The organism is Amycolatopsis sp. NPDC049868, assembly GCF_044461365.1.
Classification (GTDB): domain Bacteria; phylum Actinomycetota; class Actinomycetes; order Mycobacteriales; family Pseudonocardiaceae; genus Amycolatopsis.
Genome location: NZ_JBITKV010000010.1, coordinates 312986 through 335254, shown reverse-complemented (window position 1 = coordinate 335254; position 22269 = coordinate 312986). Strand labels below are relative to the sequence as shown.

19 protein-coding genes are annotated in these 22269 nt (G+C 69.2%); 10 read left to right on the top strand and 9 right to left on the bottom strand.

Features of this window, described 5'->3' with window-relative positions:
• Positions 1-9 precede the first annotated feature (9 nt).
• The 4 genes from ACIBTM_RS34235 to ACIBTM_RS34220 all read right to left on the bottom strand — a co-directional run bounded on the left by ACIBTM_RS34235 (position 10) and on the right by ACIBTM_RS34220 (position 5559).
• Complete coding sequence (locus ACIBTM_RS34235; RefSeq protein WP_395881270.1) at positions 10-1470, bottom strand: sugar ABC transporter permease; 1461 nt, start codon at positions 1468-1470, stop codon at positions 10-12.
• 23 nt (positions 1471-1493) lie between these two features.
• Complete coding sequence (locus ACIBTM_RS34230) at positions 1494-2267, bottom strand: ATP-binding cassette domain-containing protein (RefSeq protein ID WP_395881269.1); 774 nt, start codon at positions 2265-2267, stop codon at positions 1494-1496.
• A gap of 78 nt (positions 2268-2345) precedes the next feature.
• The gene (locus ACIBTM_RS34225) at positions 2346-3479 is read right to left on the bottom strand and encodes a sugar ABC transporter substrate-binding protein (RefSeq protein ID WP_395881268.1); all 1134 of its coding nucleotides are present in this window, start codon (positions 3477-3479) and stop codon (positions 2346-2348) included.
• 325 nt (positions 3480-3804) lie between these two features.
• A complete protein-coding gene (locus tag ACIBTM_RS34220; RefSeq protein ID WP_395881267.1) occupies positions 3805-5559 on the bottom strand; it encodes a DEAD/DEAH box helicase in 1755 nt (584 codons plus the stop codon).
• Positions 5560-5823: 264 nt separating this feature from the next.
• Between ACIBTM_RS34220 and ACIBTM_RS34215 the strand changes: the two genes are divergently transcribed.
• Both ACIBTM_RS34215 and ACIBTM_RS34210 read left to right on the top strand, forming a co-directional pair.
• Positions 5824-6927 (top strand): YihY/virulence factor BrkB family protein, encoded by a 1104-nt coding sequence (locus tag ACIBTM_RS34215; RefSeq protein WP_395881266.1) that lies wholly within the window; start codon positions 5824-5826, stop codon positions 6925-6927.
• A gap of 123 nt (positions 6928-7050) precedes the next feature.
• Positions 7051-10182, top strand: a complete 3132-nt coding sequence (locus ACIBTM_RS34210; protein WP_395881265.1) for an efflux RND transporter permease subunit — start codon at positions 7051-7053, stop codon at positions 10180-10182.
• Positions 10183-10270: 88 nt separating this feature from the next.
• On the opposite strand, the gene ACIBTM_RS34205 is transcribed toward ACIBTM_RS34210, so the two are convergent.
• Positions 10271-11107 carry a hypothetical protein gene (locus ACIBTM_RS34205; RefSeq protein ID WP_395881264.1) on the bottom strand — a complete coding sequence of 279 codons (837 nt, stop codon included), beginning with the start codon at positions 11105-11107 and terminating at the stop codon, positions 10271-10273.
• Between the two features lie 123 nt (positions 11108-11230).
• Entirely contained in the window at positions 11231-11473 is a 243-nt protein-coding gene (locus tag ACIBTM_RS34200) for a DUF3039 domain-containing protein (protein ID WP_007033595.1), read from the bottom strand.
• Between the two features lie 58 nt (positions 11474-11531).
• Between ACIBTM_RS34200 and ACIBTM_RS34195 the strand changes: the two genes are divergently transcribed.
• The 4 genes from ACIBTM_RS34195 to ACIBTM_RS34180 are packed head-to-tail and all read left to right on the top strand — an operon-like array spanning position 11532 to position 14787.
• Entirely contained in the window at positions 11532-12338 is an 807-nt protein-coding gene (locus ACIBTM_RS34195) for a sporulation protein (protein WP_395881263.1), read from the top strand.
• A complete protein-coding gene (locus ACIBTM_RS34190; protein WP_395881262.1) occupies positions 12338-12982 on the top strand; it encodes a hypothetical protein in 645 nt (214 codons plus the stop codon). The genes ACIBTM_RS34195 and ACIBTM_RS34190 overlap by 1 nt, the downstream gene beginning before the upstream one ends.
• Positions 12983-12991: 9 nt before the next feature.
• Entirely contained in the window at positions 12992-13909 is a 918-nt protein-coding gene (locus ACIBTM_RS34185; RefSeq protein ID WP_395881261.1) for a pseudouridine-5'-phosphate glycosidase, read from the top strand.
• Positions 13906-14787: a carbohydrate kinase family protein gene (locus ACIBTM_RS34180; protein ID WP_395881260.1), complete on the top strand. Its 882-nt coding sequence runs from the start codon at positions 13906-13908 to the stop codon at positions 14785-14787. Before ACIBTM_RS34185 ends, ACIBTM_RS34180 begins: the two co-directional genes overlap by 4 nt.
• Positions 14788-14867: 80 nt before the next feature.
• Here the strand turns inward: ACIBTM_RS34180 and ACIBTM_RS34175 are convergent, their stop codons facing one another.
• Positions 14868-15221, bottom strand: coding sequence for a DUF3099 domain-containing protein (locus ACIBTM_RS34175; protein ID WP_126731478.1), 354 nt, complete (start codon positions 15219-15221; stop codon positions 14868-14870).
• A gap of 17 nt (positions 15222-15238) precedes the next feature.
• Positions 15239-16504, bottom strand: coding sequence for an amidohydrolase (locus ACIBTM_RS34170; RefSeq protein ID WP_395881259.1), 1266 nt, complete (start codon positions 16502-16504; stop codon positions 15239-15241).
• Positions 16505-16531: 27 nt separating this feature from the next.
• Between ACIBTM_RS34170 and ACIBTM_RS34165 the strand changes: the two genes are divergently transcribed.
• The 4 genes from ACIBTM_RS34165 (at position 16532) to ACIBTM_RS34150 (ending at position 21704) form a co-directional block, all read left to right on the top strand.
• Positions 16532-18028: a methyltransferase gene (locus ACIBTM_RS34165; RefSeq protein WP_395881258.1), complete on the top strand. Its 1497-nt coding sequence runs from the start codon at positions 16532-16534 to the stop codon at positions 18026-18028.
• Positions 18028-18462: a D-aminoacyl-tRNA deacylase gene (gene dtd / locus ACIBTM_RS34160; RefSeq protein WP_395881257.1), complete on the top strand. Its 435-nt coding sequence runs from the start codon at positions 18028-18030 to the stop codon at positions 18460-18462. The genes ACIBTM_RS34165 and dtd overlap by 1 nt, the downstream gene beginning before the upstream one ends.
• A gap of 247 nt (positions 18463-18709) precedes the next feature.
• Positions 18710-19741: a sigma-70 family RNA polymerase sigma factor gene (locus ACIBTM_RS34155; protein WP_016332919.1), complete on the top strand. Its 1032-nt coding sequence runs from the start codon at positions 18710-18712 to the stop codon at positions 19739-19741.
• Positions 19742-20045: 304 nt separating this feature from the next.
• Positions 20046-21704 carry a fumarate hydratase gene (locus ACIBTM_RS34150; protein ID WP_395881256.1) on the top strand — a complete coding sequence of 553 codons (1659 nt, stop codon included), beginning with the start codon at positions 20046-20048 and terminating at the stop codon, positions 21702-21704.
• A gap of 173 nt (positions 21705-21877) precedes the next feature.
• Here ACIBTM_RS34150 and ACIBTM_RS34145 read toward each other — a convergent pair whose 3' ends face one another.
• Entirely contained in the window at positions 21878-22210 is a 333-nt protein-coding gene (locus ACIBTM_RS34145; protein WP_395881255.1) for a hypothetical protein, read from the bottom strand.
• Positions 22211-22269: the final 59 nt, after the last annotated feature.

The window sequence follows — 22269 nt, the reverse complement described above, 5'->3', positions numbered from 1 at the left end:
CATGCGGACTCAGCGCGGCGACGCAGCCGCGCGGCGACGGGACAACGCGTCCACTGTGGCCGCGAGAAGCAGCACCAGACCGGTGACGATGTTGACCACCGCCGCCGACTGCTTCAGCAGGCCCAGCGCGTTCTCGACGACCGCGAGCACGAGACCACCGATCACCGCGTCGACGACCCGGCCCTTGCCGCCGAACAGCGACGTACCACCGATGACGGCGGCGCCGACCGCGAACAGCAGCGTGTTGAGGCCACCGGCCTGCGGGTCGACCGAACCGACCTTCGACGAGTAGACGATCGCGCCGACCGCCGCCACCGCCGAGCAGATGACGAACACCGAGGCGCGGATCTTCTCGACGTTGATACCGGCACGGCGGGCCGCCTCGCGGTTGCCGCCGACGGCGTAGATGTGGCGGCCGTACTGCGTGCGGTTGAGCACGTAGGTGCCGAGCACCAGCAGGCCGAGCACGATCGGCACGACGTACGGGACGCCCGAGATCACGATGTTCGGGTTCGGCGCGCGGTTCAGCGTGAGCAGATAGGTCGCGATCGCGGCGACCACGCCGATCGCGCCGACCTTGAACAGCACCATCGGCGTCGGCTGGGTGACCAAGCCCCGCTTGAGCCGCGAGAAGTGCTGGCCGAGTGTCACCGCGGCGAAACCACCGGCGGCGATCAGGAAGAGCACCCAGCTGCCCACTGTGGACAGATTGCCGTTGGCGACCTTGAACAGCACGTCCGAGGTGCTGATGCCGAGCGTGCCGCCCTCGCCGATGAACTGGAGGATGACGCCCTGCCAGGCGAGGAAGAGCGCCAGGGTCACGACGAACGAGGGCATGCCGATCTTCGAGACGAGGAAGCCGGTGAGGACACCGATCGCGCCACCGACGCTGATCGCGAGCAGCATCTCGATCCACGCGTTGGCCGCGGTTCCCGACAGCACGAGCGCGATGGCGAGCACGGCGAACCCGACGCCCGCCCAGATCCGCAGGATCACGCCGAGCAGCGCGGCGACGGCGAGGACGACGAGGAACGCGATGAACACGCCGTTCCCCATGCCGCCCAACAGGTTTCCGTTGCGCACGTAGTGCATCGCCAGCACCGCGGCGGTGACGCCGGAGGCGGTGCCCGCGGACAGGTCGATCTCGCCGAGCAGCAGCACGAACACGATGCCCATCGCGATGATCGCCTTGCCGGCGCCCTGCGCCATCAGGTTCGCGATGTTGTTCATCGTCAGGAAGGTGTCCGACAGCGAGGCGAACACGATCACCAGCACGAGCAGGCCGAGCAACGCCGGGAGCGAACCCAGCTGTCCCGCCTTGAGCCGGGAGAAGTAGTCACCGACCGCTTCGCGCGTCGACATCGATGTCGTGTCGATGCCGAAGTCCGTGATGGCCGCCGACGGGTTGAGCGCGGCGGCCGCCGACTTGCCCCCCTCCGGCGAGGCGGGCTTTGCAGGTGTCTCAGTCATTTCCGGTTCTTTCTCGCCTCGGGTCAGAGGACGGCGGCTTCGGGGCGGGCAAGGCCGAGGTCGCCGGAGCGACCGGCGGTGATCAGTTCCACGACCTGGCCGTGGGTGACGTCCTTGGTGTGCACCTCGGCGACGAGACGGCCGAGGTAGAGCACCGCGATCCGGTCGGCGACCTCGAAGACGTCGGCCATGTTGTGGCTGATCAGCACCACACCGAGGCCCTGTTCGGCGAGGCGGCGGACGAGGTCGAGCACCTGACGGGTCTGCGCGACACCGAGCGCGGCGGTCGGCTCGTCGAGCAGGACGACCTTCGAGTCCCACAGCACGGACTTCGCGATCGCGACGGTCTGCCGCTGCCCGCCCGAGAGGGCCGAAACGGGCGTGCGGACCGACTTCACGGTGCGGACCGACAGCGAGGCGAGCGTCTCGCGGGCGGCCTTCTCCATGCTGGCCTCGTCGAGCAGCCATTTGCTGCCGCGTTCCCGGCCGAGGAACATGTTCTGCACGATGTCGAGGTTCTCGGCGAGGGCGAGGTCCTGGTAGACGACCTCGATCCCCAGATCCGCGGCGTCACGCGGGCCGTGGATATGCACCGGCTTGCCCTGGAACTTCACCGTTCCCGAGTCGTAGCCGTGGATCCCGGCGATCGACTTGACCAAAGTGGACTTACCGGCGCCGTTGTCGCCGACCAGCGCGGTGACCTCACCGGCGCGCACGTTGAAGTCCACGTCGTGGAGGACGTGGACCGGCCCGAAGCTCTTGTTCAGCTGCTTCAGTTCGAGGATGGGTTCACTCATGGGGTTCTCCCGGCTGGGTACCGGGCCGGTGCGCTCCGTCGTGAGAACGCACCGGCCCGGTCGTCTGGATTTAACGGGTCAGGAGATACCGAGCTGCGTGCACGCCGCGGCCAGGTCGCCGCCGCAGATCTCGGCCGCCTTGACGTAGCCCTGCGTCACGACCTCCTTGACGCCTTCCTTGGTGGTCAGCTTCGGATCGAGGAGCACGGACTTGACCTCGCGGTTGCCCTTCGGGTCCTTCGCCTTGCCGGTGGCCAGCGCGTCGGCGCCCGCCTTGTCGCCCTTGGCCAGCAGGACGGCGAGCTTCGCCGCGGCCTCGGCCTCTTCCTTGATGGGCTTGAAGACGGTCATGTACTGGTCGCCGCGCAGGATCGCCATGAGGCCGTCCGCGGTGGCGTCCTGGCCGGTGACCGGGACCTTGCCGTTGAGGCCGTTCTTCTTCAGCACGGTGATGACCGCGCCGGCGAGACCGTCGTTCGCGGCGACGACGCCGTCGACCCTGCCCTTGTTGTCGGTCAGGATCTGCTCGAAGGTCTGGCCGCCCTTCTGGTTGTCCCAGTTGTCGATGGCCTGCTCGCGCACGAGCTTCAGGTCGCCGCTGGCGAACTTCGGCTGCAGGACGGACTTCTGGCCGTTGGCGAACAGCGTCGCGTTGTTGTCGGTCGGGGCACCCTCGATCATGACGACCTCGGCGCCCTTCTTGTCCTTCAGCGCGTCGGCGAGGCCCTGGCCCTGGAGCTGGCCGACCTTCTCGTTGTCGAACGAGACGTAGTAGTCGGAGCTGCCGCCGAGGTTGAGGCGGTCGTAGTCGATGGTCGGGATGCCCGCGGCCTGCGCCTTGCGGGCGACCGCCGCGCCGACCTCGCCGTTGATGGCGGCGATGATCAGGACCTTGACGTTCTGCGCGATCATGCCGTCGGCCAGCGTGGTGAACTTCTGGACGTCGCCCTGGGCGTTCTGGACGTCGGCGTCGAAGCCCGCGTCCTTGAGCGCCTTGGTCAGGAACGGCTTGTCGAAGGACTCCCAGCGCGCGGAGGTGGCGGTCTCCGGCAGGATGACGCCGACCTTGCCACCGGCGGCGGCGCCGCCCGGGGCGGGCGCGGACTGCGAGGAGTTGCCGCTGCCCGAGTCGGCGGTGTTGGCGCCGCAGGCGGAGAGCACCAGGCCGGCGCCCACCGTCGCGGCGAGGAGGGTAAGGGTTCTGCTGCGCATCCTCGTTCCTTCCGGATCTTGCCCGCGGGCGGCGATCCTGAGGGACCGGTCGCACCATCGCGCATATGTTGTGGGCGACAACATATGCCGCCGAACGGGTTTCGCGGAAGACGGCTGAATCGATTAAGCCTCGTCAAATGGACACGGTTTGGCAACGTGGCCGTAGCAAGACGTACGAAGTCTAAGTGCGTTGACGGTGTGACCGCCACCACTCACTCAGCGTGATCTTTGCAGCTCGGGTTCTCTGCCCCCGAACGCTATGAACGGTCCGTTCCTTGCAAATTTTGCAAGGAACGGACCGTTCATAGCGCTTGCTACGGGGCGGTCACCAAGAACGCAGCGTGACGATCCGCTCTTCGAGTTGCTCCACCGAAGCCATCGCCGTCGGCGGCCCGCCGCAGACCCGGCGCAGTTCGTTGTGGATCGCGCCGTGCGGCTTCTTCGTCCGGTGGTGGTGCACGCCCACCAGCGCGTTCAGCTCCTTGCGCAGGCTGCCGAGCCGCTCGCTGACCGACTGCGGCCGCGCGACCGGCGCGGCCTCTTCGGCCTTGGGCTTGCGCCGCTTCTCGTCGGAGAGCTGCTCCTCCTGCCGCTTCCGCAGCAGCGCGCGGACCTGGTCCGGTTCGAGCAGCCCCGGCAGGCCGAGGTACTCCTGCTCCTCGTCGGAACCGGAGAACACCGCCGTGCCGAACGAGTTCCCGTCGTAGATCACCTGGTCGAGCTCCGCGGAGGCACCCAGCGAGGTGAACGCCTTCTCCTCCTCGCCCGGCTCGTCCTCGGTGCGGTTGGCCTGGGCCAGGAGTTCGTCGTCCCAGCCCTCCTTCTCGCGGTGTGGCTTGCCGAGGACGTGGTCGCGCTGCGCCTCCAGCTCGCTGGCCAGTTCCAGCAGCACCGGCACACTCGGCAGGAAGACCGAAGCCGTCTCGCCGGGCTTGCGGGAACGCACGTACCGGCCGATGGCCTGCGCGAAGAACAGCGGGGTCGACGCGCTCGTGGCGTAGACACCGACGGCCAGGCGCGGGACGTCGACGCCTTCGGACACCATCCGGACCGCGACCAGCCAGCGGTCGGTCGAATCGGAGAACTCCTTGATCCGCCCGGACGCCTTGGGGTCGTCGGAAAGGACGACCGTCGGGTTCTGGCCGGAGATGCGCTGCAGGATCTTGGCGTAGGCACGCGCCGAGTCCTGGTCGGTGGCGATCACCAGACCGCCCGCGTCCGGGATGCCGTTGGCCCGAAGCTGCGTGAGACGCGTGTCCGCGGCCTGCAGCACCGACGGAACCCACTCGCCTGCCGGGTCGAGCGCCGTGCGCCAGGCCCGCGCGTTCTGCTCGGCGGTCAGCGGCTCGCCGAGCCGCGCGGTGAACTCCTCCCCCGCGCTGGTGCGCCAAGAGGCTTCACCGGAGTAGGCGAGGAAGACGACCGGCCGGACCACGCCGTCGGCGAGCGCGTCGGCGTAGCCGTAGGCATGGTCGGCCTTGCTGCGCTGGAAACCCGAGCCGTCGGCCTCGTAGGTGACGAACGGGATCGGCGAGTCGTCGCTGCGGAACGGCGTCCCGGTGAGCGCCAGACGGCGGACGGCGGGGGTGAACGCCTCGCGGATCGCGTCGCCCCACGATTTCGCGTCGCCGCCGTGGTGGATCTCGTCGAGGATGACCAGGGTCTTGCGGTTCTCGGTGCGCACGCGGTGCAGCGTCGGATGCGCGGCGACCTGCGCGTACGTGAGCGCGACACCTTGGTAGTCACGCGAGGTGACACCGGTGCCGTTGCGGAAGTTCGAGTCGATCGCGATCCCGGCGGCCGCGGCCGACGCCGCCCACTGGTGCTTCAGGTGCTCGGTCGGCGCGACGATGGTGATCTTCTCGACGGTCCGGTCGCTCAGCAGCTCGGCGGCGATCCGGAGACCGAACACCGTCTTGCCCGCGCCCGGCGTCGCCACGGCCAGGAAGTCCTGCGGCTTCTTCGTGAGGTACTTCGTCAGCGCTCGCCGCTGCCAGGCACGCAGCGGGCGGGCCGTGCTGTCCTTCGCCGCGGGAGGCGCGCCCAGCTCGCCTCGATCGCGTTCAACGGTTTCCGACATGCAGGTTCCCCTCCTCCCTCACCCGAAACGCCTGGTCATCCACCCTGACACAAGCGAAAACCCCCACTTGGGTATCCGGCCGCGACGCCGGCGCCTGAGGTGAGGGCACTCCGAGAACCCTACCTCGGAGCCCCGTGGAACGCCGGAAGCGCCACCCCCGTTGTCGGGTTACTCACCCGAAAACCCAGGGGTGGCGAGCCGAATGGCGTGGCATGGACCATGCTGGACACCGTCAAGGGCGCTCGGCGCCGGCGGAGGAGCTGCATGAGCGAGGAGAACGGCCGTCCCGACACGGCCGCCGAGGTCGCGAAGGGCCGCAGGGGGCCGTTGCGCCTGCTCAGCCGCACGCTCAGCAAGGCGTGGGACGGCAACATCTTCTCCGAGGCCGCCGAAGCCGCGTTCTGGCAGACGTTGTCCCTGCCCCCGCTGCTGCTCGGTCTCCTCGGTTGCCTGGGCTTCGTCGGCGACTGGTTCGGCCAGGAGGTCGTGACCGCGGTCCACGACCGGATCATCACCTTCAGCAAGACGATCTTCAGCGACAACGCCGTCCACGACATCATCGAGCCGACGGTCAACAGCATCCTCACCGTCGGCAAGGGCGAGATCGTCTCCGTCGGCTTCCTGATCTCCCTGTGGGCCGGTTCGTCGGCGATGTCGTCGTTCGTCGACGCGATCACCGTGGCGCACGACCAGTACGGCGTCCGCAACGACGTCTGGCAGCGGATCTTCGCGCTGCTGCTGTACCTGGCCGGGCTGGTCATCCTGGTGGTCGGGCTGCCGCTGCTGGCGATCGGGCCGGACCTGCTCCCCCAGTTCTTCCCCACCGACTGGCGCGGCACGGTGTCGTACTGGGTCGGCACGCTGTACTACCCGGTGCTGGCCGTGATGATCGTGCTGGCGCTGACGACGCTGTACAAGCTCGCCCTGCCGCGCAGGCTGCCGTGGCACCGGGGGCTGCCGGGCGCGATGCTCGCCATGGTCGTGTTCCTGCTCTCCAGCATCGGGCTGCGGATCTACCTGAACTGGATCACCAAGACCGGTTACACCTACGGCGCGCTCGCCGCGCCGATCGCGTTCCTGTTGCTGATGTTCTTCATCGGGCTCGCGGTGGTCGGCGGCGCGTACTTCAACAGCGCGATCCAGGAACTGTGGCCCGCGAAGGCGACGAAACGCCAGCGCCGGAAATGGCGGCGGCTGGAAATGGAACGCGCGAACGAACGCATCCGTGCCGAAGAGGGTCGCAAACTGTGGGAACGGACGACGGTCCCGCTCCGCCGTCCCCGCCAGAACAGCGAGAGCGAACCGGAACAATCGGTGAACGAAGAGACGCAGAGCGAAACCGATCAGGTGTCCGAACGGCGAAGCTGAGGGAAACCTCATCCCGAAGTCGTACTCCGATTCCACCCGTGGTGTGAATCCATTCCACCCCCCGCCGTGAAAAGCTCGCGGTAATCCGCACGTTCCCGAGCTGCCTTTCTGGGGGATCCCGTCATGTCCACGCTGGCCAGACTGAGCCTGCGCAACCGAAGTCTCATCGGGCTGCTCGCCCTGGTGGTGATCGGCTTCGGCGCCTTCGCCCTGCCGCAGCTGAAGCAGCAGCTGTTCCCATCACTGCAGTTCCCGCAGGCGCAGGTCATCACGCCGTACGCAGGCGCGTCACCGGACGCCGTCGACCGTCAGGTCACCGAGCCGCTCGAAGGCGGTCTGCAGGGTTTGAAGGGGCTCGAAGAGCTGAGCTCGACGTCGTCGGAGGGGCTGTCGCGGATCACCGCGCAGTTCGAGTTCGGCACAGACATCGACGCGGCCGTCGGGCAGATCCAGCGCGTCGTCGACGGGCTCAAGGCCCGGCTGCCGCAGAACAGCGAGCCGTCGGTGGCCGCGGGATCCACCGACGATCTCCCGGTCGTGCTGCTCGCCGCCGGGACCACCGGTGACCCGCAGGCGCTCGCGCCCGCGCTGACCGGGGAGGTCGCGCCGGAACTGCGCAAGATCGACGGCGTCCGCGAGGTCGACGTGACCGGTGCGCGGCAGCCGCGGGTCACCGTCGCGCTGGACTACGCGAAGCTGGCGGCCGCGGGTGTCGACCCGTCGTCCATCGCCACCACGCTGCAGACCGCCGGTGCCGCCGTTCCGGCCGGGACACTGACCGAAGGCGGCAAGACGCTCACCGTCCAGGTCGGCGGCGGACCGACCACAGTGGACACGATCAAGAACCTGTACCTGACGCCGTCGCAGCCATCGCGTCCCGGGGCGCCGGCGGGCAAGCCTGTGAAGCTAGGTGACGTCGCGGACGTCCAGGCCGGGTTCGCGCCGCCGACGTCGATCACGCGCACCAACGGCAAGCCGAGCCTCGGGCTCTCGATCACCATGGTGGAGAACGGCAACGCGGTCGCGATCTCGGAAGCGGTGCGGGACAAGCTGCCCGAGCTGTCGAAGAAGATCGGCGCCGAGATGAGCGTCGTGTTCGACCAGGGCACCCCGGTCAAGGACGCGATCAGCGGCCTGACCACCGAAGGCCTGCTGGGGCTGGCGTTCGCGGTCGTGGTGATCCTGCTGTTCCTGATGTCGGTGCGCTCGACGCTGGTGACGGCGGTGTCGATCCCGCTGTCGGTGGTCGTGGCGCTGCTGGCGTTGTGGACGGGCGATCTTTCGCTGAACCTGCTCACCCTCGGCGCGCTCACCATCGCCATCGGGCGGGTGGTCGACGACTCGATCGTGGTGCTGGAGAACATCAAACGACATCTGGCGTACGGCGAGGAGAAACAGCGCGCGGTCCTCGACGGCGTGCGTGAGGTCGCGGGTGCCGTGACGTCGTCCACCCTCACCACCGTCGCGGTGTTCCTGCCGATCGCCTTCGTGGGCGGGTTCGTCGGCGAGCTGTTCTCGCCGTTCGCGATCACGGTCACCGTGGCGCTGCTGGCGTCGCTGCTGGTCTCGCTGACGATCGTGCCGGTGCTGGCGTACTGGTTCCTCAAACCGCCCAAGACCCCGGCGGACGAGCGCGAGGCCGAGCTCACGCGTCAGGCCGCCGAGGACAAGGAACGCCGCGGGCTGCTTCAGCGCGGGTACGTCCCGGTGATCCGGTTCGCGACCCGGCGCCGCGTCACCGTCGTACTGCTGGCGCTGATCATCTTCGGCGGCACGGTCGGGCTGGCCTCGCAACTGAACACCAACTTCCTCGACCAGTCCGGCTCGACGACGCTGAGCCTTTCGCAGAAGCTCCCGCCCGGCACCAGTTCCGAGGCCAAGGAGAAGGCCGCGGGCGCGGTGGAGCAGGCGCTCGCCGCCGAACCGGCCGTCGAGACCTACCAGGTCAGCATCGGCGGGGGCGGTTTCTTCGGCGGCGGCGGGACGGCGACCAGCATCCAGGCCACCGTCGCCAAGGACACCGACCTCGACGCGCTGTCGGATCGCTTGCGGGGCAAGCTGGACAAACCGGAGCTCGGCGAGGTCAAGATCGGCGCGGAAGCGGGCGGGTTCAACTCCGACCAGGTCTCGATCACCGTCACCGCACCGGACGAAGCGGCGCTGAAGCCCGCCGCCGAGCAGGTCCGCCAGGCGCTTTCCGGTGTCCCGGACCTCACCGAGGTGACCAGTGACCTCGCGCAGGGCTCGCCGCGCGTGCAGGTCGAGGTCGATGCCGCCAAGGCCGCCGCGAGCGGGCTTTCGGCGACCACGATCGGCCAGATCGCGAACCAGGCCATCGCCGGCCGCACGGTGACGCAGCTGCCGGTCGATGGTCAGCGCACGGACATCGTGCTGCGCGCGGGCACGGCCCCGGTGTCGGTCGACGCGGTCAAGGCGCTGCCCATCCCGAGCGCGACCGGCGTGGTCCGGCTGGACTCCGTCGCCACCGTGTCCACAGTGGACGGGCCGGCCGCGGTGCACCGCACCTCGGGCGAACTGAGCACCACGGTCACCGCCAAGAACACCGGCGCGGACCTGGCCGCCACCACGAAGGCTATCCAGTCCAAGTTGGACGGACTGACCTTCACCGGTGGCGCGGCGTACAAGCTCGGCGGTGTCAGCGAGGATCAGCGCGAGGCGTTCGGGAACCTGTTCCTCGCGCTGCTGGCCGCGGTCGCGATCGTGTACCTGATCATGGTGGCGACGTTCCGCAGCCTGATCCAGCCGCTGATCCTGCTGGTGTCGATCCCGTTCGCGGCGACCGGCGCGATCGGGCTGCTGCTGGCCACCGGGACCGCGCTGGGCCTGCCCGCGCTGATCGGGATGCTGATGCTCGTCGGGATCGTGGTGACCAACGCGATCGTGCTGATCGACCTGATCAACCAGTACCGGGCCTCGGGGATGAGCGTCGCGGACGCGGTCGTCGAAGGCGGCAGGCGACGGCTGCGGCCGATCCTGATGACCGCGGCCGCGACCATCTTCGCGCTGATCCCGATGGCGCTCGGGCTGACCGGGCAGGGCGGGTTCATCGGGCAGCCGCTGGCGATCGTGGTGATCGGCGGGCTGGTCAGCTCGACCCTGCTGACGCTGATCCTGGTGCCGACGCTGTACACGATGGTCGAGACGCGGAAAGAGAAGCGCCGCGCGAAGAGGGCGGCCCGCCGGTCCCCGGCGGCTCCGCACTCGGAAGACCTCACCCCGGAACCCGCCCGGTAACCCGTAACTCGCGTGATCGAAGCCGTAACTCGCGTGATTGGAGCAGGTACGCCTCCAATCACGCGAGTTACGCGTCTGACCACGCGTGTCACGCCTTCCGGAACCGCCAGGTCTTGCTGTCGAAGGCCACACACCACGAAGGCGACAGCACGACGACCCGCAGGGTCCCGTCGGCGGCGACGTCGATGCCCTCGGTCTCGAAATTCCCGCTGCAGGTGCTCTTCAAGGGCAGCTGCCCCAGCGACGTCACCCGCCCGGTCACGTCCGAACCCGACAGCGCGCCGGAAAGATCCACCTGCAGCAGCGGCTTCGTGGTCCCGAACAGCGAACCCTCGGGATCGTCGGACGAGCACAGCAGCCGGGTCGCGGTGAGGAAGTCGCAGCCCTGGATGTCCCGCACCGGCTTGTCGAGCCGGATCGCGGACGAGTACGGCAGGTTCGCCGAAGGGTTCGTGTGCGCGACGCCGGGCATCGGGTGCACGAGGAGCCGGTCCATCGTGCCCCACTCGCCCGCCACCATCCAGCGCGCGTCCGGGGTCACGGCGGCGAACGAGTTGTTGTTCGCCTCCCATGATTCCAGCGTGTGCGTGTAGTTCGCCCACTGCCCGCCGGGCGACTCGACGCGGAAGAGCTTCGCGCCCCTGTCGTCGCGCTGGTACGGCTCGACGTACCAGCCTTGCGCGGAGCCCGGGTCGCCGACGTGGTTCCAGCCCTGGGTCGACAGGCTCATCGGGACGGTCGCGATCCCGGTGTAGCGGTAGATGGTCCCGGACGACCGTTCGATGGTGGCCAGGCCCTGGCCCTCGTCGAGCGGACGGGCGTTGTCCGAACCGACCGTGGTCCAGCCCGTGACGGCTTGGGCGGCGGCGGGTGAGAACACCGCGACCAACGCGGCGATGGCGAGCACGATCCCGGTTCTACGCATGAAGGCTCCGTCCCGGCTGGGTTTCGCTGGCGGGTACTGATTACCAGCGAAAACCGGGCCGGGCAGCCACCATGTGAAGGATTTTCAGATTTTGTCCGGTTTCGGACACCGGACGGCCATGGCTCAGTCGCCCGGCTTGAGACCGTCGTAGATCTTCTTGCAGTCCGGGCAGACCGGCGAGCCGGGCTTCGCCGACTTCGTCACCGGGAAGACCTCGCCGCACAGCGCCACCACGTGCGTGCCCATGACCGCGCTTTCGGCGATCTTGTTCTTGCGCACGTAGTGGAACATCTTCGGCGAATCGTCGTCGGTGCCGTCGGTGCCCTCGGGACGGGTATCCGGCTTCGGAAGGGTCTGTGTACTCACCCCTCCATAATGCCCCAAATCCTCCTGCGCACACCGACGACCTGGCAGGATCTCGCCCATGTTCCAGAAGGTGCTCGCGACGTTCGGCTCGGGCGGGGCCAAGATCGACGCCCGGCTGCTCGACCGCACGGTCTCCCCCGGCCGCCCGTTGCGCGGCGAGGTCCTGCTGCTCGGCGGCGAAGTCGATCAAGAGATCAACGGCCTCTCGGTGAAGCTGCTCGCCAGGGTCACGGTCCCGGACGAGCGCCGCCCCGGCGTCGAGGACCTCGAGTTCGGCACCCAGCAGCTGGCGGGCAACGAGCGGATCGGGCCCGGCCAGCAGGTCCGTATCCCGTTCGAGGTGGCCCTGCCCTGGGAGACGCCGATCTCCAGCGTCTTCGGCAAGCCACTGAACGGGATGGCGGTCGGCCTGCAGACCAGCCTCGACATCGCGAACTCCGTCACCGACCCGGTCGACGTCGACGGCGCCGCGATCGAGCCGCTGCCCGCGCAGAAACGGATACTGGACGCCTTCAGCCGGATCGGCTTCGTCTTCCGCGAGGCCGTGCTGGAACGGGGCCGGGTCGACGGCGCGGTCCAGCAGCTCCCGTTCTTCCAAGAGATCCGCTTCACCCCCTCGCCGCGGTTCGCGCCCGTCTTCACCTCGGTGGCGGTGACCTTCCTGTCCTCGCCGTCGGAGACCCAGGTCGTGCTGGAGGTGACCAAACGGGTCCGGGTGTCCAAGAGCGGCGGGTTCGGCGGACGCGGCCAGGAGTTCCTCGGCCTGTTCAAGGTCGACCACGCCGCGCTGGAACGGGTCAAGTGGGAGCCACAGCTCGAAGGCTGGCTGCACGAGGTGGCCAAAGCACGCGGAATCTTCGACTGATGGACTGGCCGACCGCGATCACCAGGCTCGGTGGCGATCACCAGATCGCCGCCGTCGCGTGGAACGACCTCCAGGCCCGCTACGCCGAACCGCATCGCCGCTACCACGATCTCCGGCATGTCACGGCCGTCGCCCGGGACAGCGGGGCCCTCGCCGTGGCTTTCGGCCTTGGCGCCCGTGAGCGGGCCCTCGTCGCCATCGCGGCGTGGACGCACGACGTCGTCTACGACGCCCGCCCCGGCGAGGACGAACAGGCGAGCGCGGCCTGGACGCGCGACGAACTCACCAACGCCGGTGTCCCCGCGGCCGACGTCGAGCGCGCCGGGGAGCTGGTCCTCAGCACGATCCACCACGCCGCCCCGGACGAAGACCTCCTCGCCACGGCGCTGCTGGACGCCGATCTCGCGATCCTCGGCGCCAAGCCGCAGGACTACGAGCAGTACGCGAACGGTGTCCGGGAGGAGTACTCCATCTACTCCGACGAGGACTGGCGGGCGGGCCGCGCGCACGTACTCGAGAACCTGCTGGCCAGGCCGCGGCTGTACCGCAGCGACATCGCGCGGGCACGCTGGGAGGGCAAGGCGCGCGAAAACCTCTCGAACGAACTGACCCGATGGCGTGACGCGGACCCACATCACCGATGATGTTCGTTCGTGACTCCGCAACTGTCCCTTCACGAAGAGGTCGCCTCCGCCCTCGACGGCGGTGACCCCGTCGTCGCGCTGGAGAGCACCATCCTCTCCCACGGTCTCCCGCCCGGCCGCAACCTCGACGTCGCCCGGCGGCTGGAGAAGGTCGTGCGCGACGGCGGCGCCGTCCCCGCCACCATCGCCGTCCTCGACGGCGTGCCCCTGATCGGCCTCACCGGCGAGCAGCTGGAACGCGTGTGCGCGCCCGGCGCGGACCTGGACAAGCTCTCCCTGCGCGACATCGGCCCCGCCGTCGGCCTCGGCCGCTCCGGCGCGACCACGGTCGCGAGCACCGCGGCGCTGGCCGCCGCGGCCGGGATCGGCATGTTCGCCACCGGCGGGCTCGGCGGCGTGCACCAGGGCGCGGCGCAGAGCTGGGACGTGTCGGCGGATCTGGGCGTGCTCGCGAAGGTGCCGACCACGGTCGTCTGCTCGGGGGTGAAGTCGGTCCTCGACATCGCCGCGACGCTGGAGGTGCTGGAGACCAACTCGGTGCCCGTGCTCGGCTACCGCACCGGCGAGTTCCCGGCGTTCTACCTGCGCTCGTCCGGATTCGAGGTGCCGTGGCGGGTCGACGACGCCGCGCAGGCCGCCTCGGTCATCGCCGCCCACCGGGCGCACGCGGCTTCCGGTGTACTGCTGGCGAATCCGATCCCGGAAGCGTCCGAAATGGACCGGGAACTGCACGACCGGCTGCTCGCCGAAGGGCTGGAACTCCTCAAGGCACGTGGCGTGCACGGGAAGGATGTCACGCCGGTGCTGCTGGAGCACTTCCACACCGCCAGCGAGGGCGTGAGCCTCGACGCGAACGAGGCCCTGGTGCTGTCCAACGCGGAACTGGCCACCGAAGTCGCCGTCGCGCTCGCCAGGACCGCGGCATGAGCGGCAGCGGCGCCATCGTCGTCGTGGGCGACGTCGGTCTCGACGTGGTCGCGCGGCACGAGGGCCCCATCCCGCACGGCGGCGACATCCGCGCGAAGGTCCACTTCACCAGCGGCGGCGCGGGTGCGAACACCGCGCTGTGGCTGCGGTCCGAGGACACGGAGACCACGCTGGTCGCGCGGATCGGGGACGACTCCGGCGGCCGCATGGTGAAGAGCGAACTGGAGGCGGCGGGCGTCCGCTGCGAGTTCGCGGTGGACCCCGAGGAGCCGACGTTCTGCGTCGTGGTGCTCGTCGACGGCGCGGGTGAGCGGAGCATGCTCGCCGACCGCGCCGCGAACGCGAAGTTCAGCCCGTCCGACATCACCGAAGCGGCGCTGAGCGGGGCGAGTCACCTGCACCTCTCGGGCTACGTCCTGCTGTACCCGTCGTCACGGCCCGCGGCGCTCGCCTCGCTGGCCGCGGCGAAGAAGGCCGGGCTGACGACGTCGGTCGACCCGCAGGCGGCGACGCTCATCACCGACCCCGCGGCCTTCCTCGACGACGTGCGCGGCGTGGACCTGCTGATGCCGAACACCAGCGAGCTGGTCGCGCTGACCGGGTCGAGCGATCCCGAGGCGGCGAAGGAACTGCTGGACTACGCCGGCGAGGTCGTGGTCACCGCCGGTCTCGACGGCGCCAGCTGGATCGACGCGAGCGGCACCATCACCTCGGTGCCCGCGCAGCCGGCGGAATGCGTCGACTCCACCGGTGCGGGGGACGCTTTCGACGCCGGTGTGCTGGCGGCGTGGCTGCGCGGCGAATCCACCGTGGAGGTCCTTCGGGCCGGGACGCGGCTGGGTGCCCGTGCGGTCTCGAAGGTCGGGCCGCAGCCGTAGTCCCTCGCCGGACGCTATGAACGGTCCTTTCCTTGCAAATTTTGCAAGGAAAGGACCGTTCATAGCACGCGCGAAACGAGTCAGCCGCCGTCGATGACGCGATGACCGGAGCTCTCGATACGGGTCGGTTCGGCCTGGTACCGGTTGACCTTCTCGCTCTTGCGCGGCGGCCGGTCGTTGGCGATCAGGACGGCGACCCACGGCAGCGGGATCGAGATCGCGATCAACGCCAGCGCGAGCCACCAGGTCTCGTAGAAGATCCCGGCGAGGATGAGACACGGGATGCGGAACGACATCATGATGATGTACTTCCGCTTCCGCTTGGCCAACTGGTCTTCGTAGGACGGGGCGGCTTCGGTGATCAGCACCGGAGCGGGTTCCCTCGGCTCGGGACCGTGGGCGGGCGCGTTCACAGCACCACCTCCGGCCTCCATGCTCCCACTCGCCCGGCTCATCCGACACCCGGGTGGGTGAGCCGGTGCCAAGCCGCGACCACGAGCGCCTCGACGCCGGTCGAAAGCGTCGGGTGCGGGATCGGCGCGAAAAGCGGCGAATGGTTCGACGGGATGTCCTGTTCGAAGCGCCCGGCGGTCATCGCGGCGATCACCTTGCTCTCGTCCAGGCCGCCGACCAGCCAGAACACCGACGGCACCCGGGCGGCGCGGCCGAATTCGCTGAAGTCCTCACTGCCGGTGACCAGCGGCGCGGGCATCACCCGGCCCTCGCCGAAGTGGTCACGGAAGGCGGCGGTGAGCCCCTCGGTGGCCGCGTCGTCGTTCTCGGTGACCGGGAACGCGCCGATCCGCTCGACCTCCGGCGGTTTCGGCGCGCCCGCGGTGGCCGCCTCGCCCTGGACGATCCGCTCGACCGCCGCGACGACCTTCTCCCGCACGGCCTGATCGAACGACCGGATGTTGACTTCGAGGACGGCGTGGTCGGCGATGATGTTGTGCGCGGTGCCGACGTGCAGCGATCCCACGGTCACCACCGCCGATTCGGTCGCCGAGATCTCCCGCGACACGATGGTCTGCAGTTTGAGCACCACGGACGCGGCGAGCACGGCGGGATCGACCGTGGTCTCCGGGCGCGAGCCGTGCCCGCCCCGGCCGTGCAGGGTGATGCGGAGCGCGTCGGTCGCCGCCATGATCACGCCCGGCCTGGTCAGCACCCAGCCCGCGGGACCGGGCACGACATGCTGGCCGAGCACGACGTCGGGTTCGCCGGCGGGCCCGAAGACCCCGTCGCGGACCATGCCGGCGGCGCCGTCCCCCGCTTCCTCTCCGGGCTGGAAGACGACCATCAGCGTGCCGGACCAGTGCTCGCGGCCGGCCGCGAGCAGCGAGGCGGCGCCGGAGAGCCAGGTGGCGTGCATGTCGTGGCCGCAGGCGTGCATCACCGGGACTTCGCGGCCGTCGGCGTCGACCCCGCGCGCGGTGCTCGCGTACGGCAGGCCGGTCTTCTCCTCGACCGGCAGCGCGTCGATGTCGGCGCGCAGCATCACCTTCGGCCCGGGGCCGTTGCGCAGCACGCCCAGCACGCCGGTGCGCCCGATGCCGGTGTGCACCTCGTAACCGTCGGCCTCCAGACGCCGCGCCAGTTCGGCGGCGGTGCGGGTTTCGGCGAACGACAGCTCCGGATGCCGGTGGAGGTCGGTGTACAGGTCTTCCAATCCGGGCAGCGCCGCCTGCAGCGGTGCCAGGACACGTTCGAGGCTCACCACGCCATCCTGGCAGTATTACCGAACGTGAGCACACGAGCGGCCCTCCCCGACCTGTCCGACGACGTTTGCGCGAGGCTCCGTGACGCCTTCCGCCGGACGGGTTACGACACCGATGGCGTGATGGACGCCCTCGGTTCCGCGCATGGCGCCCTCGGCCGCGGCGAACCCGAACTCGCCTACCGCGCGACCCGCGACGCGGGTGAACTCGGCACGCTGATCCGGCTGTTCCTGCTGGGTTCGACCGAGCCGGAGAAGGACGTCGAGGCCGCTTTCGCGCCGCTTTCCCTCGATGACGCGGTCGCCGCCACGCTGCTCGTGCCCGCGGCCGACGGTTACCGCGCCGGTCTCGACGTCCGCCCGCACGGCGACGACGAAGGCTCGTGGTGGGTCGTCGCCGACCCCGACGCCGACATCCTGGGCCGGACCGTGCCCGAAGACCACGTGCTCGGCGTCGGGCATGCCTCCCTCAGCCTGATCCGGGCCACCAGCCGCCGCGAGGTCGGCAGCCTGCTCGACGTCGGCACGGGTAACGGCGTCCAGGCGCTGCACGCCACCCGGCACGCGAAGAAGGTCACCGCGACCGACGTCTCGGCCCGTGCGCTGGCGCTGGCCGCGGCCACGTTCCGGCTCAACGAGCTGGACGTCGAACTCGTCCGGGGCGAATGGTTCGCGCCGGTCGCGCGGCGCCGGTTCGACCAGATCGTCTGCAATCCGCCGTTCGTGGTCGGTCCGCCGCGGGTCGACTACACCTACCGCGACTCCGGTCTCGCCGGCGACGACGCCAGCGCGCTCGTGGTGCGGCAGCTGCCCGGGTTCCTCAACGACGGCGGCACCGGTCAGCTCCTGGCGTCCTGGCTGCACGTGAAGGGCGAGGACTGGGGCGATCGGGTGACCCGCTGGCTGCCCGCCGAAACCGACGCGTGGTTCGTCCAGCGGGACATCGCCGATCCCGGCCTCTATGTCGGCACGTGGCTGCGTGACGCGGGCATCGACCCCCGCTCCCCCGAAGGCCGCGCGAAATCGGGCGCGTGGCTCGACTGGTTCGCCGAGAACGACGTTCAGGGCATCGGTTTCGGCTTCGTCACCCTTCGCCGGGCCGGCGGCGCGACTCCGACGATCGTGTGCGAGGACCTGCGCCAGGCCTACGACGACCCGCTGGGCGCCGAGGCCGCGAACTGGCTGGATCGGGTGGAATGGCTTCGCACTAACGGGGATTCGCTCCTCGATATCCGATTCCGGGTCCCGGAAACGGTTCTGCTGGAGAGCGTCGCCGAGCCGGGCGAGGAAGGTTGGGCCACGACCGTCCAGCGGCTGCACCGCACCGACGGTCCCGGTTGGTCGCACGAAGTGGACGAACTCGCGACACGGCTGCTCGCGGGCTGCCAGGGCGCGTTGCCGCTGGAGGACCTGATCGTGCTCCTGGCGGCCGCCCAGGGCCTGGAACCGGAGGAGCTGGCCGAAGCCGCGTTGCCCGTCGTCCGGGAACTGGTCCGGCACGGCATGCTGCTGCCCGCCGTCTGATGCGGGCGGTGGTGGCGAGGGTCACGGAAGCGAGCGTGACCGTCGGCGGCGAGGTGACCGGCGCCATCGACGAGCCGGGTTTGCTGGTGCTGCTGGGAATCCACGTCGACGACGAGGCATCGGCCGCGGCCAAGGTGGCGACGATGGCCCGCAAACTGCACGAAGCTCGCATACTTCGCGACGAGGAGTCGTGCGCCACCACCGGCGCTCCCCTTCTCGTCGTAAGCCAGTTCACTCTTTACGGCGACACCCGCAAAGGCCGCCGTCCGTCCTGGACCGCGGCCGCCCGGCCCGAGGTCGCCGAACCGCTCGTGACAGCCGTCGTCGACGCGTTGCGCGAACGCGGCGCCCGGGTCGAAACCGGCCGGTTCGGGGCCATGATGTCGGTCCGGAGCGTGAACGACGGTCCGTTCACCCTCCTCATAGAGGTCTAGACCACGTTTGTTTCTCCCGCGCACGGGCATTCTCAGGAAAAGCTCAGGGTTGGTGGAGCAACGCCCCAGGTCAGCCACCCGTCTCCTCTGTAGCGGCCGGGAACGTTTTCGGACCTCCCGGCGTTGAGCCAAGTGTCCAGCCAAGCTGGGCCGACGAGGAGTAGCGGGTTTTCCACAGGGCCTGCTACGCCGAGGCGGATCCGGCGGACACATCGCAGCACGTTCAGCCCGTGACCGGGGAGGCAGAATGTCAGTCCAGACTCTCGAACGCGAAGCGCGCGGGATTCGCGAGCGCCGTATCCCGGCGCAATCCACCCAGGAGCCGGTGAGCACGGGGGCGCTCACCGACGCCGACCTCGACGCCCAGAGCCCGGCCGCGGACCTCGTTCGCGTGTACCTCAACGGAATCGGCAAGACGGCGCTGCTGTCCGCCGCCGATGAGGTCGAGCTGGCCAAGCGCATCGAAGCGGGCGTGTTCGCCCAGCACATGCTGGACACGGCCGAAGGCCTCACGCCGAAGCGGCGTTCGGAGATGTCCGCCCTGGTGCGTGACGGCCACAGCGCGAAGAACCACCTGCTGGAGGCCAACCTCCGCCTCGTGGTCTCGCTCGCGAAGCGCTACACCGGCCGGGGGATGCCGCTGCTCGACCTGATCCAGGAGGGGAACCTGGGTCTGATCCGCGCGGTGGAGAAGTTCGACTACTCCAAGGGGTTCAAGTTCTCGACGTACGCCACCTGGTGGATCCGCCAGGCCATCACCAGGGGGATGGCCGACCAGGGACGCACCATCCGGCTGCCGGTCCACCTGGTGGAACAGGTGAACAAGCTGGCCCGCATCAAGCGCGACCTGCACCAGCAGCTCGGCCGGGACGCCACCCACGAGGAACTGGCCGCCGAATCGGGCATTCCGGCGCACAAGATCTCCGACCTGCTCGACCACTCGCGTGACCCGGTGAGCCTCGACATGCCGGTCGGCACCGAGGAGGACGCCCCGCTCGGCGACTTCATCGAGGACTCCGAGGCGACCGACGCCGAGAGCGCCGTGATCTCCGGTCTGCTCCAGGACGACCTGCGCCGCGTGCTCGCGACGCTGGACGACCGCGAGTCCCAGGTGATCCGCCTGCGCTACGGCCTCGACGACGGCCAGCCGCGCACGCTCGACCAGATCGGCAAGCACTTCGGGCTCTCCCGTGAGCGCGTTCGGCAGATCGAGCGAGAGGTCATGTCGAAGCTGCGCCAAGGCGAGCGTGCGGACCGCCTGCGCGCCTACGCTTCGTAGTGCTACGGAGCCTTTCGGCGCGGAAAAAGCAACACCCGTTCGGCAGCGTTGACTTATGACCTGCGTCACGAGACCGTCGAGCAGGTAAAAAGTCTTCGCGGTCGGGTGTTCGCGCCCGGATCGCTTTCCCCGGGAGGTCGGGTCCGTCGGGGTGGGCCCGGCCTCCCGAACTATTTGTGTGGCACGGCGACAAATTGCAGCGCGGGAATTGCATTTCCGCCTTCGCGCCGGACGTGCCGCCGGTCACGTGGGCGCCGCCTAGTACCGTGAGCGGGTTCCCGATGCCGGCAAAGGAGCCCGCGCAGTGGCGCCCACCACGTTCCAGTACACCGAAGTCCTTCCGCTCGCCAAGGACACCCGCACCGAGTACCGGCTGATCGGCACCGAAGGTGTCGAGGTCGTCGAAGCCGCGGGCCGGAAGTTCCTCAAGGTCGAGCCCGAGGCGCTGACCAAGCTCGCCAAGACCGCGATCACCGACATCCAGCACCTGTTGCGCTCGTCACACCTGGCGCAGCTGCGCGCGATCGTCGACGACCCCGAGGCCAGCGGCAACGACCGGTTCGTCGCGATGGACCTGCTGCGCAACGCGGCGATCTCCGCCGGCGGTGTCCTGCCGATGTGCCAGGACACCGGCACCGCGATCGTGATCGGCAAACGCGGCGAAGGCGTGCTCACCGGCGCCGACGACGAGCGTGCGCTGTCCCGCGGTATTTTCGACGCCTATCAGGAGTTGAATCTGCGCTATTCGCAGATGGCGCCAGTGAATTTCTGGGATGAGCGCAATACGGGCACCAACTTGCCCGCGCAGATCGAGCTCTATCACAAAGATGGCCAAGGCGACCCGAGCTATGAATTCCTGTTCATGGCCAAGGGCGGCGGCAGCGCGAACAAGACGTTCCTCTATCAGGAAACGAAAGCCGTCCTGAACCCGAAGCGGCTCGCGAAGTTCCTCGACGAGAAGCTGCGCAGCCTCGGCACCGCGGCCTGCCCGCCGTACCACCTCGCGATCGTCGTCGGCGGCACGTCGGCGGAGTTCAACCTGAAGGTCGCGAAGCTGGCCTCGGCCCGCTATCTCGACGACCTGCCCACCGAGGGTTCCGAGCTGGGTCACGGTTTCCGCGACGTCGACCTCGAACAGCAGGTGCTGGAGATGACGCGCCAGTTCGGCATCGGCGCGCAGTTCGGCGGCAAGTACTTCTGCCACGACGTCCGTGTGATCCGCCTGCCGCGCCATGGCGCGTCCTGCCCGGTCGGCGTCGCCGTGTCGTGCTCGGCCGACCGCCAGGCGAAGGCGAAGATCACCGCCGACGGCGTGTTCCTGGAGCAACTGGAGCGCGACCCGGCGCAGTTCCTGCCGGACGTCACCGAGGACGATCTGTCCGACGAGGTGGTGACCGTCGACCTCAACCGGCCGATGGCCGACATCCGCGCCCAGCTCTCGCAGCTGCCGGTGAAGACCCGCCTGTCCCTGACCGGTCCGCTCGTCGTCGCCCGCGACATCGCGCACGCGAAGATCGCCGAGCGGCTCGACGCGGGCGAAGAGATGCCTCAGTACCTTCGCGACCACCCTGTGTACTACGCGGGCCCGGCGAAGACGCCCGAGGGCTACGCGTCGGGTTCTTTCGGGCCGACCACCGCGGGCCGCATGGACTCCTACGTCGAGCAGTTCCAGGCCGCGGGCGGTTCGCTGGTGATGCTGGCGAAGGGCAACCGGTCCAAGAAGGTGACCGCGGCGTGCAACGAGCACGGCGGGTTCTACCTCGGCTCGATCGGCGGCCCGGCCGCGCGGCTCGCGCAGGACTGCATCAAGAAGGTCGACGTCCTCGAGTACGCCGAGCTGGGGATGGAAGCGGTCTGGAAGATCGAGGTCGAGGACTTCCCCGCGTTCATCGTCATCGACGACAAGGGCAACGACTTCTTCGAGGCCACCTCGGAACCGGTGCTGCAGATCAGCTTCCGCTGACCTGCTCCGGCCCAGTGTCATGAAAGGGTCGTTCAGGACGTTTTTCGTCCTGAACAACCCTTTCATGACATCGCGGGGATGTCCGCCCCAGCGCCAGGTGCAGGACGCTATGAACGGTCCGTTCCTTGCAAATTTTGCAAGGAACGGACCGTTCATAGCGCGCGCGTGGGGGGTCAGCGCATCTGCTTCAGCACCACGGTCCGCTCCCCCAGCGGCGCCGAAAGCGCCACCGAGATCACCGGATGCCGGATGTCCATCGTGCACATCTGGCCGGTCTGCCCCTTGAGTTCGGTCAGGTTGACGGTGACCCTGGTCCCGTCCTGCTGCGCGGCCTCCGCCGTCGCGTGCCCGCAGCCGCCTTCCTGGCCGCGGATGTTCAGGATCGTCCCGCCGTTGCTGGTGTACACCTCACGCGGGTAGTCCGCGGGCAGTGCCGACGCGTCGAGCTGCTTGTCCGGCAGCTTGGTGCTGCCTTCCGGAACCTCCTGGCGCGGCGCGCTCGGCACACCCGGCTGACTCCCCGGAGCGGGCGTCGGCGAGGAAGACGGCGGCGCGGTCGGGGACG